Origin of the sequence: Paraburkholderia azotifigens (genome assembly GCF_007995085.1) — a bacterium.
Lineage (GTDB): Bacteria > Pseudomonadota > Gammaproteobacteria > Burkholderiales > Burkholderiaceae > Paraburkholderia > Paraburkholderia azotifigens.
This window is the reverse complement of the sequence record NZ_VOQS01000003.1, coordinates 2,955,339-2,972,617: the sequence shown is the minus strand read 5'-3', so window position 1 is coordinate 2,972,617 and position 17,279 is coordinate 2,955,339. Positions and strand designations below refer to the sequence as shown.

Here is a 17,279-nt window from a genome sequence, read left to right as displayed (position 1 = left end):
GCTTCTTGACCAGAGGTATCGCCTGCGGCCTATCAGGTGAATCAGGAGAGTCGGTTGCGAGCCACGCAAACCGCGTCATTTGATGTTCCACGGTGCTCGTTAACGAATTTCCCTGGCGACGGCCTGCAAGCGCGTGAACGCACTGAACCGCGCATCATGTAGCGCGCGTACATCGCGGTGGGGTTCATAGATTTTGCTGACCTGCGACATATCGCCCATCGCAGTCTGCACATCGTCGAATTGCCCGCCTGCCACGGCGCCAAGGATCGCCGCGCCGAGAAGAACGGGCTCCTCCGCCCGCGCGGCCAGCACCGGCTTGCCAACGGCATCGGCGAGCAGTTGACGGACGAGATCATGTCGTCCCGCGCCGCCGCTAATCATCACCCGTTCGATCGGTGCACCAGCCGACGCCTGGGTCTCGACTATCTGGCGCAAGCCATATCCGATACTGCAGATACCGGCGATATACAGCGACACCAGACTGTCGAGGTCGGTTTCCATGCCGAGGCCCGCGATCACCGCTCTCGCATGCGGATCGGCAAACGGCGCGCGGTTGCCCAGGAATTCGGGAACGACATGCACGCCTTGCGCCAGTTTCACGACGTCGGACAATGTGTCGGACGCCTGCATCGCGAGATTGGCGAGCATCGCGGGCAGTGACTGTCCCGCTTCCTCCGAACGGCTTCGCGCTTCGGCGGTTGCCGGATGCAGCGCGAGCAGCCTTTCTATGGCCGCGCCCGCAACGGACTGGCCCCCCTCGTTGAGCCAGGCGTTCGGGACCATCGCCGAGAAATACGGTCCCCAGACGCCTGGAACAAACTTTGGTTCGCGGGTCGTAGTCATGGTGCAGGACGACGTTCCGAACACATAGGCGAGACAGGCTGCCGGTTCGCCTTCGGCACCCACCGTGCCGATGCCGCCCGCGTGCGCATCGATCACGCCCGCGGCAACAGGCGTCCCCGCGCGCAAGCCGAGTTGCGCCGCTGCCTCTTGTGTCAGACCGGCTCCCAACGGTGTGCCGGGTTCCACCACCTTCTGCCCGATGCGAGAAAAATCCTCGTCCGCCAGCACGCCCAGTCCGACGCTGCGAAAATAGGTGCCGTCCCAACGATGCTCATGGGCAAGGTAGGTCCACTTGCATGTGACCGTGCACGTGGATCGCGCGAGGTCGCCCGTCGAACGCCACGTCAGAAAGTCGGTGAGGTCGAAGAACTGCCATGCATCGCCGAACACGGCGGGACGCTTCTCGAGAAGCCACAGCAGCTTCGGCGTTTCCATCTCCGGAGATATCTTGCCGCCCACATACTTCAGGATATCGTGCCCCGCGGCGTTGATGCGTTCCGCCTGCTCCACGGCGCGGTGATCCATCCAGACGATGATGTCGCGCTCAGCCTCCTCCGACGGCCCCACCGGCAGCGGCTTGCCGCCCTGGCCCAGCACGACCAGCGAGCAGGTGGCATCGAACCCGATCCCGACGATCCGTTCCGGCGATACATCCGCCTGCGCGATCGCATCCTTGACCGCGTGACAGACGGCGCCCCAGATTTCGGTGCTCGATTGTTCGACGATAGACCCGCTTTCGCGATACAGCGTGATGTCGTGCTTCGCCGTCGCCAGCATGCGACCGTCGAGGTCGAAGACGCCCGCGCGCGCGCTGCCCGTGCCGACATCCACGCCGACGACAAACCGCGCGTTCGTTGTATCCGGGGTCGTGTAATCAGAAGTCATGGCTCACTGCCTGTTGTAGCGTTGGATCGATGTCGAGGGACATTCGCGTCCATCGCATGGCTGCCAGTATCAGAGATCGACCGCGTTCGGAAGGATCACGAGGTCGCGAATGGTCACGTTGCGTGGGCGCGTCAGCATGAAAAGCACGCATTCGGCCACTTCCTTCGGCTGCATCAGGCTGCCGGATGCGAGCGCCTCGTCCATCTTCTGCTTGGGCCAGTCGTCGAGCAAGGCGGTCACGACCGGTCCCGGCAATACCGAGCCCACACGCACGCCATGCTTCGAGAGCTGTCGCCGCGTCGTGTGCACGAAGGCCTGCACCGCAAACTTCGAAGCGGTGTAGATCGGCTCCCAGACCACGGGCACCATGCCTGCGATGGAGCTGGTGAAGATGATGTCGCCGGACTGCTGCTTCACCATGTGCGGAAGGACGGCGTGCACCGAACGGAACGCAGCATTGATGTTCAGGTTCAGCATGCGGTCCCACACGTCGGGATCGCCTTCCGCCACTTCGCCGCCCACGTACGCGCCGGCATTCGCGTGGAAGATATCGAGGCCGCCGGCCGCATCGAGAATGCGCGGCAGCAGGCCCGACACTTCCGCCGGGTTCAACAGGTCGGCGACGATGGGCAATGCATCGGGACCCAGCTCCGCGCACAGCGTATCGAGCCGCTCTTTGGCGCGATCGATCAGAACGACCTTGGCCCCATGAGCAATCAGCTCACGCGCGCATGCCAGACCGATACCCGACGCTGCACCCGTAATGGCCGCGACTTTTCCTGTGATTGTGTCAGTCATTTATCCGTCTCCTTGATATCTGAAATCAGGCGCGACCGTGGGAGACGCGCGATTGCCGGGCAAGCGAATCGACGATGACGGCAATCGCCAACACTGCACCCGTGATCATGAAACGCAGCGAGGACGACAGGTTCAGCAGCGTCAGTCCGCTCGCAATCGACTGGATGACGATGATGCCTAGCACCGCCGAATACGCACTGCCGCGGCCGCCGAAGAGACTCGTCCCGCCAATCACCGCAGCGGCAATCGCATTGAGGTTGACATCACCCGTGCCGGCCTGCTGACTGGCCGATGCGAGTCGCGCTGCCGACAGGACACCGCCGAGCGCCGCGAGACTCGAGCAGAGCACGAAGGCGCTCATATAGATCCCTTTGACGTTGATACCCGCGCGTCTTGCTGCTTCTTTGTTACCGCCGATTGCGTGCATCGAACGGCCCCATTGCGTGCGTCTGAGCATGTAGTCCATCACGACCGCAAGCGCCAGGAAGAGGGCGAACAGCAGCGGAACGCCGCGTCCCTGGTTCAGGTACGCCACCACGATTTCCAGCAGCACGGTCACGACGATGCAGCGCGTGAGCAGACTGCTCATCGATGGCGCCGAAAGGTTCGATGCGCGGCGGCGCTGGTGCGTGCGCATCCCGAGGACCAGCATGACGACTCCCGGCACGAGCGCAATGACATATGACACGACGGGCGGAAGCACGATGATCTGTCCAAGGTTGACCATCGCCGACCCATAGGGCAGGTTGATGGAGCCGCTCGCGCCGAGCACATAGAGTTGCAGCCCGAGCAAGGCGAGCAACCCGGCCAGCGTCGCTACGAAACTCGGCATCCCGAGGCGGTTGAGCAGCGATGCATACAGTGCGCCTACGACCGCGCCCACCACGATGGCCGCAACGATCGCCAACCCCACCGGCCAGCCGTTGTTGACCCAGAGCATGCCCACGAGCGCGGAAGCGAAGCCGCTCATCGAACCGACGGACAGGTCGATCTCGCCCACCATCAGCACGCACACTATACCGAGCGAGATGACGCCGATGGTCGAGCAGTCGAAGAGCAGGTTGACCAGATTGTTGGCAGACAGGAAGACGGGATTCAGGGTCGTGAAAACGGTCCAGATGATGATGAGACCCACGACGACGGGCAGCGAACCCAGATCGCCCGACTTCACCTGATCGACGAACGCCGAGATCGCGCCTCCGATGCCCGTGGCGTGTTTAACGCGCACATCGCTGCGATCCAGCAATGGGGAAGGCTGATCGGGCTTCTGCGGATTTCCCTGCGGAGCACCCTGAGCTTGGTTACTCATGACTGTTTCTCCCACTAGCCATTCGCTAGGCGTTCGTTTGAGCCTGACGCCGGTCGGCGCGGCGTGAGACTGCATTCTCGGTTGCGCCTGTGATCGCGGCGACGAGCTCCTGATTCGACGAGTCGGGATAGAAGACGCCATTGTTCTTGCCGAGCCGGAGCACGACGATCCGGTCCGCCACGGCGCGCACATCTTCCATGTTGTGACTGATGATGATCACCGCGTGCCCGCGATCGCGCACACGTTCGATGAGATTCAGCACTTCCGCGGTCTGCGCGACGCCCAGCGCGGCGGTCGGCTCGTCCAGCATGATCAGTTTCGGGTCAAGCAGCAGCGAACGTGCGATTGCAACGGTTTGCCGCTGGCCGCCGGACAGCGATGCCACCACATCGCGCACATCGGGAATGCGCGCGGACAGTTCGTTCAGAAGGGTCCATGCCCGCATTTCCATCGATACTTCGTCGAGGCGCATGGGATTCAGCTCTCGCCCGAGGAAAATGTTCGCGACCACATCCAGGTTTTCGCACAGCGCGAGATCCTGGAACACCGTGGCAATGCCCAGATCGAGCGCCGCTGCCGGGTTAGCCAGCGTCACTTCGCGGCCGTCGAAGGTAATCGTGCCCGAGCTCGGTTGATGCACGCCCGCCAGCACCTTGATGAGCGTCGATTTGCCCGCGCCGTTGTCGCCAACCAGCGCGACGACTTCTCCGGCATGTACGTCGAGTTCGATGTCCGTGAGGGCCGAGACCGCTCCGAAGTGCTTGGATATGTTGCGCAGACTAAGCACAAGCTTTCCCGGAGCGGGCTGCTTCGTGGAGTTGTCAGTCATGGACCGTACCTCTGCTTGATTGCATGAAAGACACGTGCGGCGCCAGTGTTCGTCCGGCGCCGCGCCGGTTCAGTTTGTGATGCCGAGCTTCTTGCAGCCTTCCGCATAACGGTCGGTACACAAGGTCTTCCCGCTCGCGAAACCCTTGTCGACCACTTCGGCCTTGAGGTTCTTCGCCGTGATGACCATCGGTGTGAAGAGCTGCGTGGGTGTGTTGAAGAGCGTCGTTTCGCCCTTCGCGGCCTGTCCGGACAGGAACCCGACAGCGACCTTGGCGGCTGCCGCCGCAACGGTTTCGCTCGGCTTCAGGATGGTGTTGTACTGGTCGCCAGCGATGATCAGTTGCAGACCCGCGATGGTCGCATCGTTGCCCGTCACGGGCGGGACCGGATTCACGCCGGCTGCCTTGAAGGCCGCGACCGTTCCGCCAGCCGTGCCGTCGTTTGCCGCCACGACGCCGACGATCTGCGACTGGAAGCGGGTGATCTGTCCGCTGACCCATTGCTGAGCCTTCGGTGGCGCCCATTCCGGAGTGTCGTACTCGGCCAGCGTCTTGTAGCCGCTAGACGCGATGCCGGAATGGATGCCCTTCTTGATCAGCCCCGCGGCTGCGTCGGTGGGAGAGCCGTTGACTTCGAGAAGACCGCCCTTGTTAGTCGGCACACCCGTGTCTTTCAGATGCTGCACAAGGGACTGGGCGATCAAGCGGCCGATGCCTTCGTTATCGAACGAGACATAGTAGTCAGCCGGCGTCGACGGAACCGGACGATCGTATGCAATGACTTTCACACCCTGGCTTTGCGCCAGATGAACCAGCGACGCCGCGGCGGTCGAATCCACCGGGTCAAGCACGATTACCTTTGCGCCCTGCGCGATGACCGAGTTGAACTGCTGCTGCTGGGTCGCCACATCCGCGTTCGCGTTCTGATACAGCACCTTGCAGTCGGGACACAGCTTGGACATCGTTGCTTTGAAGCCCGGGAAGTCGTGCTGTTCGTAGCGGGTGGACGCCTGGTCCGGCATCAGGAACGCGACCGTACCCGAAGGTGCCGCCATTGCCGATCCGCTTAGCATACCTAATGTGATGGCGCTGATGCTGCTAACGAGTGTCGAAAGCGTCTTCATACCGTGTCTCCTGTTATTGGACGGCGGCACTTGCCGCCGCGTATTGTCGCGCCGAACCGGGCGCGTCGGATCCGCTTGCCACATTGTGTTGCTGATATCCGCGCCACCTGGAAGGGGACATGCCCCTAAGCAACAGAAACTGACGGTTGAAGTTGGACAGGTTGTTGAATCCGACCTGATGGCAGATATCACTGATACTCAGTTTTCCGGATATCAGCAGCTGGCACGCAAGATTAACGCGTAGCCGGTTCACATACTGCACGAAAGGCACGCCCGTATGGCGGCGAAAGTATCTGGAAAATGCGCTCACGCTTTGGCCTGCCAGGCCAGCCAGATCGGCTTCGCGAAGTTCCTGCGCAAGGTTCTTGCCGATGTACGTCAGCACGTGATTGATGCGCGTCTCGGCGTAGCGTGCCGGATCGGCCCGATAGGCGGCGCTTGCCAGCTTGACCGGCTCCTTGCTCTGAAGGAGGAGGGCGAACAGCGATACGAAAAGCGCGATTCGCCGCATCCCCTGCGCGTGCAGCATCTCACGCATGATCGGCTCGGCGGCCGCGCCTGTATCCGGGGTGAACAACACACCCCAGCCCGACGCATCAAGCAAACCAGTAACCTTTCTGAATTCGGGAAACGCATGGATTGCACGCGCGAGAAATTCAGAATCAAACTGCAGCACCAGGCAACGTTCGCTCACTTGCTCGCCACGGGCCACATTGCTCACCCAATTGTGCGGGAGATTGGGCCCGGTCATAACGAGATTGCCGGGCGTGAAATCTCCGATGTAGTCACCGACGAAGTACTTACCCGTCGTGGCGGTGATAAGGTGAAGCTCGTACTCAGGATGGAAGTGCCAGCGCACCGTGCTGTAAGGATAGCCGTGCGACCACACCTTGAACGATTCGTCGCGCGGTACGGCGACCAGCTCCAGGTCGGGCTGAGCGACACGCGGGCGACGGCGAGCGCTGCCTTCGCCCGCAGCGGTGTTGTCGTTCGTCACGTCTGTCTCCATGCGCCACCGTCTTTGTCGGCGATAGTTTGGTTTGTCACCGCCTCCATAGATCGAAGAATAGTAGATGACGCAAATTTTCACTACACGGATAGCACGCGTGCCTGATATTTTTTTGCATTCAGGAAAGTCATATCGCCTTTTACGCTCAAAAATCGTACAGTGCGCCGGTTCTACATGCACGGATCGCAGCGACCACAGAGTCGTGGGGCGTATGAGGTCAAATTTTTGGTAGGTGCCGACTCCCGGCACGCGCGGGGACCGTCTTTCCCTTTTCTGCGATAGCCAGGAGGCGTATGTTTTCGAATGACTGAAGCTCGCCCGCTTTCCGACGCAGGCATTCCGACCGGTCGAGTGGCCGGGTTGGGTCCGGGTACCGCCGTTCATCGCATCTCACAGTTGACCACGTGCCCCAAGGCCGCGGCACCTCGGTCGCCACTTGCCATCGCGTGCGAGGTGTGTGCTATTCGAATGTAACGAGAGCTTCCGGTGATGGTGGCAGGGGCGTCACGCTCACGTTGGAAAAGCCGGCTTCGCGGCCCATCTGCTCAAGCTCGCGCGCGGTATACGCGTCGCCTTGCGGCGTGGATGCAAGCATCACAAATGAGAACGCGGCGGCGAAGGGCGGCGACACGCGATCCTCGTCTGGAACAAACTCCACCGCCAGCGCTCGCCCTGCGGGAGCGAGGCTCTTGCGGACTTTCGAGAGTACTTCGACGCAGGTTGGCGGATCGAAGTGGTGCAGGAAGTTCGTGACCAGAGCCAGATCGAAATTCGTACCCCAATCGACTTCGAACGCACTGCCGGCGACGGTGCGGTAACGCGAATTAACTCCGGCAGCGATGGCGTGCTCCATCGCGACCTCAAGAACCGGCTGCCAGTCGGTCGCCACGACTTCCGCGCCGGGGATCGCCTTGGCGATCGAGATTCCGAACAACCCATGCCCGGCCGCCACATCCAGCACTCGCTTCGGTGCCTGAGGCCACATGCTCACCTGTTGCGCGATGCTCTGTGCGGTTTGTGCTACGAAGGGTGCCATCGACCGTGCAAATTTCACCCAGACGGGATGGTCGGGGGCGATGTTGCCCAGTCCCAAGGCCCCGCCGTTGCGAACGAACGCGACCGGGTCCTCGAGCCACAGTGCCGTCATTTCGGGAGCCGCGAGAAAATCCACGATGCTTCCTATCCAGGCGGGCGAGGAAGTCGTCAGGAATGCCGAAGTCGACGGCGTCAATTGATACCGTCCCGTTTCCTTCTGCAGAAATCCATGCACGGTCAGGAAGTCGCAGAGTATGCGCACACCGCGCCTGGAGGCCTTTACACGCTCGGCTATACGCTCCAGGTCGCCATGTTCGTCCGCGATCGCGGTGAACAGATCGAGCGCCACTGCGGCTTTCACCGCGGCCGTCTTCTGGTAGGCGATCGTGGCATCGATAAACGCCTGCGGAGAGATGTCATCCATGGTCGATAACCTTTCGCAAGATACCGCACAAACAGGTGTTTGAATCGGGTCTTTCTTCGCAGGATTTCAGCGCGTGCGTGAAGGACGGAACTCTTGAGAAGCCTACGCGAACAACGGCTCCGCGTCGAGCCTCCGGGTTGCAGCAAATGGCGAGCGGACGCTCGGCACACGCGTCGCGAAACCGAAGCACTGCCGTTGCGGGATCCCGATTCAACGCGACGCAAGAGGCTGCTTGTCGGAAGGCATGTCCCTCCGGTCGCCAGCCAGGCGTTTGGCTCTGCACCAGGCACCGGACCTTCGTGGCTGGGATCATGTCGATAACACGGCTGCATTGACAGGGATTTTTCCCGTGTTCCTGAACCTGACGTCTATGCTTTGAACGACGCACGCCCAGGCCGCCATCTAGCACGTGCGTCGTAAGTCCCGGACTCAAGACTTGTTCAAATGAGCAATGACTTCACCCTCCGTCACTTCCGGCGCAGCCGCTCCAATGCTCCCCGCATTCTTCGCGATCCACTCCTTCGCTCTTTGCACGCTCTCATCGATGCCTGTCCTGTTTTGACAAACGGTCACGGAGAATCCGCCCTCACCGCTGTGCACGAGCGTGTACGTTACCAGGCCTTTGACATCACCCATCCATTCTTCAACCTCAGCACTATGTTTCTCCAGCAAATCGAACAATTCTTTCGCACCCTTTCCGGAATATCGTCTCAGTACTGTTTGCATGATTGCGTCCTCCAATTCCGCGAGATAAGGCACTAACGACAGGAAGGCGCCCGACAATCGGCAACAGTGCACACGTCTAACCATTGCTAAGTAGAAGCCACGAGCACGGCAAGACCGATCGTCGCCGCAACTACCAAGTGTAGTAACCATGCTGTCTATGTAAAGCAATTGTCAAACGCTAATGCGTTTATCGACATATTGGCTTAGGTAAGCTAATACTCCGAATATCGGAGCAGGACGGTTGATCATTAATGCGGTGGCGCGAGCGAACCGTGCCCGAGCATCCTTCATGGAGACGCGTAATGAGACAGATAATCCCTCTCAGATGTTTTGCCTCAATCTTGTTGACGGGCACGCTGGCTTCATGCGCGCACGTGGCGGTCCAGACGGGTACGCTGAAGGAACAGGTCGTTGGAACGTGGGCCTATGTGTCGGTCGATACCGTGCGTGCAGACGGCACCCGGCAACCCATGTACGGGACCAGTCCGCAAGGGATCGCAGTCTTCGACGGGAGCGGCCACTACATCCTGATGACCTCTCGCGCCGATATTGCAAAGTTCGCCTCCGCCAATCGAATGGAAGGCACGGCAGAAGAAAACAAGGCCGTCGTCCAAGGCATGATCGCTCACTTCGGCACCTATACAGTGAACGAGGTTGATAAAACGATCACGTTCCATGTCACCGCCAGTTCGTTTCCGAACTGGAACGGTGTCGAGCAGAAGCGGCCGTTTGCTGTGAGTGCCGAACAACTCAGATGGACGACGCCGGCCTCAAGCGGCGGCACGGCCGAAGTAATCCTGCGCCGGCTAAAGTGACTTGCCCTATCGGTTAGACGCCTGGCGGTGTTGAGGCGCGCTACGTGGCGATCCGCATAGTCTGTACGGGTCGCACATGTGCGCTCGAGACGGTCTTCCACGTTAGGTTAGCCCGGTAGACTGTTGAGAGTCTGGGGTATTCACGCAGGTGGACCGGGTGTTTGACCCGGTTCGGCCAGGAACAATGGGATGGACTCCTCCTCACCCGGCTGGCTCGCAGCGCACGGCGCATGATTGTCGTCGCGTTCGACCAGTCAACGAGGAGGAACCTGAAATGGACATGATTCGTGTTGGGATTGATCTCGCTAAAAACGTTTTCCAGATGCATGGCGTCGATCGAAGCGAGAAGGCAATATGGCGCCGCAAGCTTGCCCGCGTGGAATGGCTGGATGTCTTGCAACGGACGGTTCCTCTGCATGCCGTGATAGGAATGGAAGCCTGCGGTAGTGCGCATCATTGGGCGCGTCGTCTTCAGGCGATCGGATATACCGTGAAGCTGATAGCCCCGCAGTTTGTGAAGCCGTACGTCAAGAGTAACAAAAACGACGCAAACGACGCCGAAGCTATCTGTGAAGCGATGAGCCGGCCAGGCATGCGCTTTGTCGCCGTCAAGACCGTCGAGCAGCAGGACGTGCAGGCGGTTCACCGCGTCCGCGCCGGTTTAATGGAGCAACGTAACGCAAAGGCAAACCAGATTCGCGGCCTGACCTCCGAATATGGCATTGTGGCGCCCCGAGAGATTCTCCAGTTGCGCCGCGCTGTTCCTGTCTGGATGGAAAACGTAAACAGCGGTCTGAGCGACCGATTCCGGCGTCTGCTCAGGGGGCTGTGGGAGGACCTGCGCTCCCTGGACGACCGGATTCGCGAACTCGATCGTGAAATTGCTGCGATTGCCGCATCCGATCCCGTCGCCAGACGTTTGCAGCAATTACGCGGCGTTGGGCCAATGGTTGCAACGGCGTTGATCGCAACCGTGGGCGATGCCCGACAGTTTTCCAATGGCCGACAGATGGCGGCGTCGCTCGGACTGACGCCCAGACAAAACAGCTCCGGTGGAAGAGAGCGGCTTCTAGGGATTAGCAAGAGAGGTGACGCTTACGTGCGTTGCCTGTTAATCCACGGCGCACGCGCGATGATCCAGATGGCCCGTCGACGGACTGATGCGCTAAGTCTGTGGGTGATGCGCATAGCAGGCAGCCGGCATCCGAACATTGCAGCCGTAGCGCTAGCAAACAAAACCGCACGCATAGCCTGGGCGATGATTACACGGGAAACCGATTACCAGCCGGAACTTGCCGCACATTGAAACAGTAACTACCAGCAGTACCTTCATCCACGGTTGCAAAACAAGCCGCACGATGGCCAACAGGTCGAACCGGCGCTGATCAAACCCGTGACTGACCGAGGCCTTGAGCCCGTAGGAACGATTGGGAGTCAGCGCGCGAATAGCCCATCAGGGTCCGTTGCCTCACAGAGGCACAGTTGTACGAGACCGGATATACGTGAGCAATCGACACCGAGGCTTGACAAGCGACGTGTTTGCAAACGAGGAGGAGTCCATATACAGTCGGTCGATGCGGTGGCCTATAACACACGCTGACAAGACGCATTTCACTACAACGTTTAAAGTTAGCTTGTCACCTGTTCGCCCCAACGGTGATCAATAGCGTGATGTCCTTCGGCAGTTCGCCAACTGGAGTGTGAAACACACCGCCGTAGTGAATCTTATGTGCACCAGGCGACAGCGGTTTTAGCAGGAGAAAGTATCCGTCCGCAACTGCGGTGCCTTGGCCACCCTTCTCGCCATATGCCCAGGGAGACGGCGCAAGGAAGGTGAACTGACCGGTCGTGGTCCGGTAAGTCGCGATATTTTGAACCTTCACATCGTCGATGGTGCAGAACACGTTCGAAATTTTGCTGCCGTACGAGGTTGCGATCTGTTTTTGCTCCGTTGCCGACTCGGCCAAAAAGGGCGGTGCTTCAAGCGATGACGCTTCAATGCCGAGCAGGCTCAGGAAGATCGCTGTACCGGCAGGAATGATGGTCCTTTGCTGGTCGCATGTCATAGAGGGCGAATCAGGCGCTGTCCAGAACCATACGATGCCGGTTTGCCAGGAAGAAATGGGGCGACTCTCGCAGTCGCTGAATGGATGACGAAGCGTGCTATTAACTGGTAGGGACAGGGCCCATTGCCAAAACGCGACCTCCCATTCGACATAAGTCTTTCCGCGAAAGCTAGCCTTAAAAGGAACGACCAATGCGCTACTAGACGGAAGCTGGGTGGCGTCGCTCGCTCTCGCGACAACTCCCGTCTCATCGTTGCCTCCTCCCCCGCAACCACATGCAACAAAGGCAAGACAAACCGGAAGAAGGACACGCTTGGCGACTGTACAGAGCAACGAAGCCATAGTGGCCATGGCATTCTCCTTAAGAAGACGTCGCTCAACGCTTTGCAAGGCCAAAGGCGGAAGCATTCGCGCGTCCGCATCGGAGTGGCGCGACTTATCCCGCAATCTCAACCGCTGAAGATCAACCGCCGAAGAAGTCTTGTGTAACCTCTCGATTGCGTCAGAATGTTGGCTTCGCCATGACCGTGAAGACAAGAGCCAAGCGTTATCGAGGCAACGCCTAACGCAATGCTTGAATTAATGATAGGTGTTCAGGTGATCCCGGTAACGTCTATTGCATAATTATTTCGTTTGGATTCGACCTTAAGACAGACTGAAGAAAAGTCGCTCTACGACACATTCGATTTTCGGCCAAATGGACGCACCGGGCTTGTATTTCATCCGCACTGCGAGCGACTTTCGTTCTTCGTCCGGAGCCAAAGCCAACGGGGCTACATGTCGGAGCGCATAGACTTTCAGTCTGGGTAGCTTCGAGTCATGCCTGGGTTCAAGCTGCATGATCGCGGGTTCTTCAAGTTAATCCAGGAGGAAGAAAGGAGCCGGGCGCTTGACAAGCTGTCGACGTATCAGATTCTGATCGTCGCACAGTGTTTTCTGTCCGTCGCGTTCGATGGTTTCGATATGGGAAGCATCAGCTTTATTGCGCCGGCCATCCGGAAGCAATGGACATTGAGCGTGCTCCAGCTGGCACCCGTGCTCGGTGGTGGCCTGTTTGGTCTGATGCCAGGCGCGGTTCGTGACCCGGGCTGGGTCCAGGGGGAACCATGACGACGCCCATTACGAGGACCTCTGAATTCCGCCCCGAAGAAAGCTGACCTTGACGACGCCAACGTCAGCACAGTGAGCGTTCACGGAACTGGTGCTATCGGCCAATAAGGGCCCTTCGTGCCAACTCTGCGAACGTCGGCTCGCCTTCTCAGAACGGCCCCTGACTATCTGAGCCGCCCAAGACGCCCAGCTCCACCGAGCGGGGGCGTCTCCCCTGTTAATCCCTGTCAGCTTGCCGATTGCGTGCCATGACGATCCACGCTGCGCCGTTGATCATCACCGACCGTTCGCCGGGGAGGCCCGCGAAGGCGGCACGAACCGCAGCCGAGGCGCGCGCGCGGATGTCGTCGCGTTGATCAGCGAGCGCGCGCGACAGCGGGCCGACCTCGAGCGTCATCTTCACCGCGTCGTCGATCGCAGCGTCCCGCGTCCCGCCCTCGCCGAACGGGACGGAAGCATCGAAGGGCGCGATAGCGATATCCGTGAAGCCGGCCGCCGTCAGGATGCGTGCCACGCGACCCCGATCGCCGAACGAGAATGGCCCGGGCGCTTCGGGATCGGGCAGCGCGCTCGGCGGGAGGATGCCCTTGATCGCGCCCATCGGCAGGCGCACCCAATCGTTCTCGGCCGCGCCGCGCCAGCAGACGAAAGCGACCCGGCCGCCCGGCCGCAGCGCGCGTCGCATATGGGCGAACGCCGCTGTCGGATCGTCGAAGAACATCACGCCGAAACGCGAGAACAGGATGTCGAACGCGCCCTCGGGCAGCTCGGCGCTGCTGGCGTTGCCCACCTGGTAGAGGACCGGCGTATCCTGTGGCGCAAGCGCGCGCGCCCGGCCGATCAGCGGTGCGGATATGTCCACGCCCAGCACTTGCCCTCCCGCGCCGACGCGGGCGGCCAGAGCCAGACTCGACGCGCCCGCGCCGCAGCCGACGTCCAGCACGCGCTCGCCCGCCGCGGGCGCAACGGCTTCGATCGCGGCCTCACCGAACACCGCCACCATGGCGTCGAGCCGGGCCTGGTTGGCGACCCAGCGCTCCCCGCTTTGACCATTCCAGTCGGCAACCTGATAGGCATTTTGCTCTGCCATGTCATCTCCTTGTTCCGATTCGCTCTTAACCAAGCTGTCCGATGCCAAAGCGCGCATCGCAGTCAGAGCCCCCGCTTGTTCGAGGGAACCCCACACGCCAGCGCTCCAGGAGTTAAGCGTCCACTATTCTTTTCAACGTGGCCCGTTGCATTGATCGCGGCGTCAGACGATTTGAAAAGGCCGCCATCTTGTTCGACAGGCCCGCGACAACCATAGCCTTTCCTTGCAACAACGCCCGAATACCGCTCTCGGCGACCGGACGAGGCTTCATCGTGAGGAGGCGCAGCATGGCCGAGGTGGTTGCGCCGGCTGCCTCATCGAAGCCCGTCGCGGTGTGCCCCGGGCAGAGAGTGGTAACAACCACACCATGCGGGCGGAGTTCGTCGTGCAGGGCCTCGCCAAGGGCGAGTACATATGACTTGGTCGCCGCATAGGCAGCGTAGCTGGGAACGGGTTGGAAGGCCATGAGGCTAGCGACGAGAAGCATATGTCCAGATCGCCGCCTGGCCATATCGCGGCCGAAGAGATAGGTCAGCTCTGTAAGCGTCGTGATGTTGAGCTGGATCATGTTCGCGGTGCGCTCGATCGGCGTTTCCAATAAGTCGCCGTGCAGGCCGTATCCGGCGTTGTTCAACAAGATGTCGACGGTCACCGACCTCGCGTCGAGACTGCATTTCAAGCGGCTGGCCGCGCCCGGCGAGGCAAGATCGGTCGCCTCGACCAGCACGTCCACTCCGTATTTGCGGCGGAGATCGGAGGCAAGCTTTTCCATCGACTCCTGCCGTCGGGCTGCCAATACGAGATTGACTTTCTGCGCAGCCAGTAGATCTGCGAATTCAAGGCCGAGGCCACTCGATGCCCCGGTGATCAGAGCCCATTTTCCAGCGAAGCTGTTCATTGGTTGTTTCAACATCGTTCTCTTCCTCAACTCTTTGATCAGCGAATGGGGCTCAGCCACATTCTCATCGGAACACCCGCCTATCCTTTGGGGAATCTGTGCTCTCAAACCACCATCGACTGCTGGGCGAAGATGCCCGCCATCGCGCCCTGCGATGATGCCTGGGTGACCGAGGGCAAGAAGGGCGTGGTGAGGTCGCCGGCGGCGTAGATGCCGGGCATGCTGGTTTGGCGGCGCTCGTCGACGTTGAGGACGATGCCGGTGGGCGTATCGACCGTGGCGAGGCCCAGTGATTCGTGCAGGCTTGCGGACGGCTTATTGCGCGGATGGGCGAACAGGACGTCGACCGCGATGTTGCGGCGGGTATCGAGATTGACGGTGGCGATATGGCCGTTCTGGTGGCCGATCTCGACGATCCGGCCATCGACGAGAGGTATGTTGCGGCGCGCCAGATCGGCCTGGATATCGGGCGCAATGTCATGACCATCGGTGAAGACAGTCAACTTGTCAGTCCAGTCGCGGAACAGCCTGGCAGACTGGTACGACTGCGGGCCGGACCAAACGAGGCCCCAATGCTGGCCGGCAACTTCGAAGCCGTCGCAATAGGGGCAGGGCACGATGGACGTGCCCCAGCTTTCGGCAAAGCCCGGAACATCCGGCATCTGGTCGGCGATGCCATAGCTCAGGATCAGGCGGCGCGCGCTTAGACTTTCGTGATCGTCAGTGACGACGCAGAAATCGTCGATGGCGCCAGACACGCTCTCGGCCCGGGTATCGACCAGCCTGATCGTGGGATAGCGCGCCAGCTGCTGCCGCGCCTCGGCCAGGATGTCCAGCGGCGGCTTGTGATCGTGGCCGAGCAAGCCATGCGAGTGGCCGGCAAAGCGGTTGCGCGGCCGGCCGGTATCGAGAACGGTGACCTTGCGGCGGGCACGGCCGAGCTGCAGGGCGGCGGCGAGGCCGGCAAAACTGCCTCCGATGATGATGACGTCATCCATGGTGATGGGCTCCGTGTTGTGGATGGAGGGGTGGGCTGGGCGTGGTGTGCAATATCCGGACAACCGGTCGAAACCTGCCCTTGGCTTGCACTTTTAAGATACTGTGTGGTATCGTATTGCAAGAATTTGAATACTGTCAAGTACTGGAATTGTCGTGACCGAAAACAGCCAGGTCCGGCGGGGCCGGCCCGCCAACGAGGCGCTTCGCCAAACGATCGTCGACGCTGCCTGCGAACTCTTTGTGGAATTGGGTTTTCAAGCGACGACCATGGACAAGGTCGCCCGGCGCGCGAAGATATCCAAGCTCAGCATCTATCGGCACTTCGAGAACAAGGAGGCGCTGTTCAGCGCGGCCATGGTGGCCCGCTGCGATCAATTTGCACCGCAGGCCCTTTCTGAAGGCGTCGACGGTTCGGCCGAGGATCAGCTCATGGCGGTGGGATCATCGCTGCTTCGCACGCTGTTGAGCCCGGACGTTCGCAGTGTCGAAGCCATGGTTTTGGCCGACAAGACGAATCAAAAGTCGTTAAGCAAGCTCCATTACGAAGCCGGGCCCGCCCATGTCATCGCCGAAATCGAGGCCGTGTTGCGTCAGTTGCACGCGAAAGCGATTCTGAACATACCCGATGCTCTCCGGTCCGCCCGCTTGTTTGCCGCGCTTTTCAAAGGATCCGATCTCCTGCTTATCGCACGCTTCGATGAGGCGAGAGCGAAGGACGACAACGAAATCGAATCCTATTGCCGGTCGGCCGTCGCCATGTTCATCGCCGCGCACGGTGGCATCTGAAGGTGCTCTATCGTAGCCAATGAAGAACACGCAGCAACTGCATACGATGTTCGCCCCGAGCAACCTTATGGATGATGCGTGGACGACTGACGCGCGAGGCCACTGCGTGAGCGCAAAAAGCCGTCCGCGCGCGCAGGCAATCGACGCCTTCTTTGTGCCGAACGTCGCGCTGCATTCGGGCCAGGTGCAGCACCGCTTGCACCGCATCGGCTCTATGTTGATGGCTCAGTGCTGCAAAACGAGTTCTGAATACCATCCCTAGGCGTCGCGGAGTACTTACGACCAAGCTTTGACGCACGCGATGACTTCTGTCGATTCCAAAGCAGACCTTGACAGTGCGTTGGCGATTGGCTCCTAGGAGTCGCAAGTACGCATTCGCTTGGAGTGAACCCTGACGTGCGCCGCCGACGAACTGCGAATGTCGGTAAAGCGGACTCATTGTTCTCAGCTTGGACAGGATAACGGCGCGCGACCCGCTGCTCGCGTTTTTGGAGCTATTGATGGCATACGGGCGATCCGTTTCGAACACAAG

The 17,279-nt window shown here is 60.4% G+C and carries 17 protein-coding genes; 5 read left to right on the top strand and 12 right to left on the bottom strand.

The window, feature by feature from the left end; translation table 11 throughout:
• Positions 1-99: 99 nt before the first annotated feature.
• From FRZ40_RS30510 to FRZ40_RS30475, 8 genes are all read right to left on the bottom strand, one after another.
• The gene (locus FRZ40_RS30510) at positions 100-1,728 is read right to left on the bottom strand and encodes an FGGY-family carbohydrate kinase (protein WP_147236593.1); all 1,629 of its coding nucleotides are present in this window, start codon (positions 1,726-1,728) and stop codon (positions 100-102) included.
• Between the two features lie 69 nt (positions 1,729-1,797).
• On the bottom strand, positions 1,798-2,526 hold the full coding sequence (locus FRZ40_RS30505; RefSeq protein WP_147236592.1) for an SDR family oxidoreductase: 729 nt from the start codon (positions 2,524-2,526) through the stop codon (positions 1,798-1,800).
• A gap of 25 nt (positions 2,527-2,551) precedes the next feature.
• Positions 2,552-3,835, bottom strand: coding sequence for a sugar ABC transporter permease (locus FRZ40_RS30500; protein ID WP_147236591.1), 1,284 nt, complete (start codon positions 3,833-3,835; stop codon positions 2,552-2,554).
• 25 nt (positions 3,836-3,860) lie between these two features.
• Complete coding sequence (locus tag FRZ40_RS30495; RefSeq protein ID WP_028369935.1) at positions 3,861-4,664, bottom strand: ATP-binding cassette domain-containing protein; 804 nt, start codon at positions 4,662-4,664, stop codon at positions 3,861-3,863.
• Between the two features lie 69 nt (positions 4,665-4,733).
• Positions 4,734-5,789, bottom strand: a complete 1,056-nt coding sequence (locus FRZ40_RS30490) for an ABC transporter substrate-binding protein (RefSeq protein ID WP_028369934.1) — start codon at positions 5,787-5,789, stop codon at positions 4,734-4,736.
• Between the two features lie 13 nt (positions 5,790-5,802).
• A complete protein-coding gene (locus tag FRZ40_RS30485) occupies positions 5,803-6,786 on the bottom strand; it encodes an AraC family transcriptional regulator (protein WP_240057324.1) in 984 nt (327 codons plus the stop codon).
• A gap of 472 nt (positions 6,787-7,258) precedes the next feature.
• Positions 7,259-8,257: a methyltransferase gene (locus FRZ40_RS30480; RefSeq protein WP_147236589.1), complete on the bottom strand. Its 999-nt coding sequence runs from the start codon at positions 8,255-8,257 to the stop codon at positions 7,259-7,261.
• Between the two features lie 429 nt (positions 8,258-8,686).
• Positions 8,687-8,983: a hypothetical protein gene (locus FRZ40_RS30475; RefSeq protein ID WP_028369932.1), complete on the bottom strand. Its 297-nt coding sequence runs from the start codon at positions 8,981-8,983 to the stop codon at positions 8,687-8,689.
• 302 nt (positions 8,984-9,285) lie between these two features.
• Here FRZ40_RS30475 and FRZ40_RS30470 point away from each other — a divergent pair, with 302 nt between their 5' ends.
• Positions 9,286-9,798: a lipocalin-like domain-containing protein gene (locus FRZ40_RS30470; protein ID WP_051446584.1), complete on the top strand. Its 513-nt coding sequence runs from the start codon at positions 9,286-9,288 to the stop codon at positions 9,796-9,798.
• A 274-nt stretch (positions 9,799-10,072) separates the two neighbouring features.
• On the top strand, positions 10,073-11,104 hold the full coding sequence (locus FRZ40_RS30465; RefSeq protein ID WP_147236588.1) for an IS110 family RNA-guided transposase: 1,032 nt from the start codon (positions 10,073-10,075) through the stop codon (positions 11,102-11,104).
• Between the two features lie 331 nt (positions 11,105-11,435).
• Here FRZ40_RS30465 and FRZ40_RS30460 read toward each other — a convergent pair whose 3' ends face one another.
• Entirely contained in the window at positions 11,436-12,215 is a 780-nt protein-coding gene (locus FRZ40_RS30460) for a hypothetical protein (RefSeq protein WP_240057323.1), read from the bottom strand.
• A 468-nt stretch (positions 12,216-12,683) separates the two neighbouring features.
• Between FRZ40_RS30460 and FRZ40_RS30455 the strand changes: the two genes are divergently transcribed.
• On the top strand, positions 12,684-12,974 hold the full coding sequence (locus FRZ40_RS30455) for a hypothetical protein (RefSeq protein WP_147236587.1): 291 nt from the start codon (positions 12,684-12,686) through the stop codon (positions 12,972-12,974).
• A 217-nt stretch (positions 12,975-13,191) separates the two neighbouring features.
• Here the strand turns inward: FRZ40_RS30455 and FRZ40_RS30450 are convergent, their stop codons facing one another.
• From FRZ40_RS30450 to FRZ40_RS30440, 3 genes are all read right to left on the bottom strand, one after another.
• On the bottom strand, positions 13,192-14,064 hold the full coding sequence (locus FRZ40_RS30450; RefSeq protein ID WP_147236586.1) for a class I SAM-dependent methyltransferase: 873 nt from the start codon (positions 14,062-14,064) through the stop codon (positions 13,192-13,194).
• A gap of 112 nt (positions 14,065-14,176) precedes the next feature.
• A complete protein-coding gene (locus tag FRZ40_RS30445; protein WP_147236585.1) occupies positions 14,177-14,977 on the bottom strand; it encodes an SDR family NAD(P)-dependent oxidoreductase in 801 nt (266 codons plus the stop codon).
• An 89-nt stretch (positions 14,978-15,066) separates the two neighbouring features.
• Positions 15,067-15,960 (bottom strand): NAD(P)/FAD-dependent oxidoreductase, encoded by an 894-nt coding sequence (locus FRZ40_RS30440; protein ID WP_147236584.1) that lies wholly within the window; start codon positions 15,958-15,960, stop codon positions 15,067-15,069.
• A gap of 154 nt (positions 15,961-16,114) precedes the next feature.
• Here FRZ40_RS30440 and FRZ40_RS30435 point away from each other — a divergent pair, with 154 nt between their 5' ends.
• On the top strand, positions 16,115-16,747 hold the full coding sequence (locus FRZ40_RS30435; RefSeq protein WP_147236583.1) for a TetR/AcrR family transcriptional regulator: 633 nt from the start codon (positions 16,115-16,117) through the stop codon (positions 16,745-16,747).
• A 19-nt stretch (positions 16,748-16,766) separates the two neighbouring features.
• Positions 16,767-17,009, top strand: coding sequence for a hypothetical protein (locus tag FRZ40_RS30430; RefSeq protein WP_147236582.1), 243 nt, complete (start codon positions 16,767-16,769; stop codon positions 17,007-17,009).
• Positions 17,010-17,279: the final 270 nt, after the last annotated feature.

Coding starts and splice junctions, on each gene's coding strand:
- FRZ40_RS30475 (WP_028369932.1), bottom strand. CDS start 8,983: ATGCAAACAGTACTGAGACGATATTCCGGAAAGGGTGCGAAAGAATTG.
- FRZ40_RS30450 (WP_147236586.1), bottom strand. CDS start 14,064: ATGGCAGAGCAAAATGCCTATCAGGTTGCCGACTGGAATGGTCAAAGC.
- FRZ40_RS30495 (WP_028369935.1), bottom strand. CDS start 4,664: ATGACTGACAACTCCACGAAGCAGCCCGCTCCGGGAAAGCTTGTGCTT.
- FRZ40_RS30470 (WP_051446584.1), top strand. CDS start 9,286: ATGAGACAGATAATCCCTCTCAGATGTTTTGCCTCAATCTTGTTGACG.
- FRZ40_RS30465 (WP_147236588.1), top strand. CDS start 10,073: ATGGACATGATTCGTGTTGGGATTGATCTCGCTAAAAACGTTTTCCAG.
- FRZ40_RS30500 (WP_147236591.1), bottom strand. CDS start 3,835: ATGAGTAACCAAGCTCAGGGTGCTCCGCAGGGAAATCCGCAGAAGCCC.
- FRZ40_RS30460 (WP_240057323.1), bottom strand. CDS start 12,215: ATGGCCACTATGGCTTCGTTGCTCTGTACAGTCGCCAAGCGTGTCCTT.
- FRZ40_RS30430 (WP_147236582.1), top strand. CDS start 16,767: ATGAAGAACACGCAGCAACTGCATACGATGTTCGCCCCGAGCAACCTT.
- FRZ40_RS30440 (WP_147236584.1), bottom strand. CDS start 15,960: ATGGATGACGTCATCATCATCGGAGGCAGTTTTGCCGGCCTCGCCGCC.
- FRZ40_RS30490 (WP_028369934.1), bottom strand. CDS start 5,789: ATGAAGACGCTTTCGACACTCGTTAGCAGCATCAGCGCCATCACATTA.
- FRZ40_RS30455 (WP_147236587.1), top strand. CDS start 12,684: ATGCCTGGGTTCAAGCTGCATGATCGCGGGTTCTTCAAGTTAATCCAG.
- FRZ40_RS30480 (WP_147236589.1), bottom strand. CDS start 8,257: ATGGATGACATCTCTCCGCAGGCGTTTATCGATGCCACGATCGCCTAC.
- FRZ40_RS30445 (WP_147236585.1), bottom strand. CDS start 14,977: ATGTTGAAACAACCAATGAACAGCTTCGCTGGAAAATGGGCTCTGATC.
- FRZ40_RS30505 (WP_147236592.1), bottom strand. CDS start 2,526: ATGACTGACACAATCACAGGAAAAGTCGCGGCCATTACGGGTGCAGCG.
- FRZ40_RS30510 (WP_147236593.1), bottom strand. CDS start 1,728: ATGACTTCTGATTACACGACCCCGGATACAACGAACGCGCGGTTTGTC.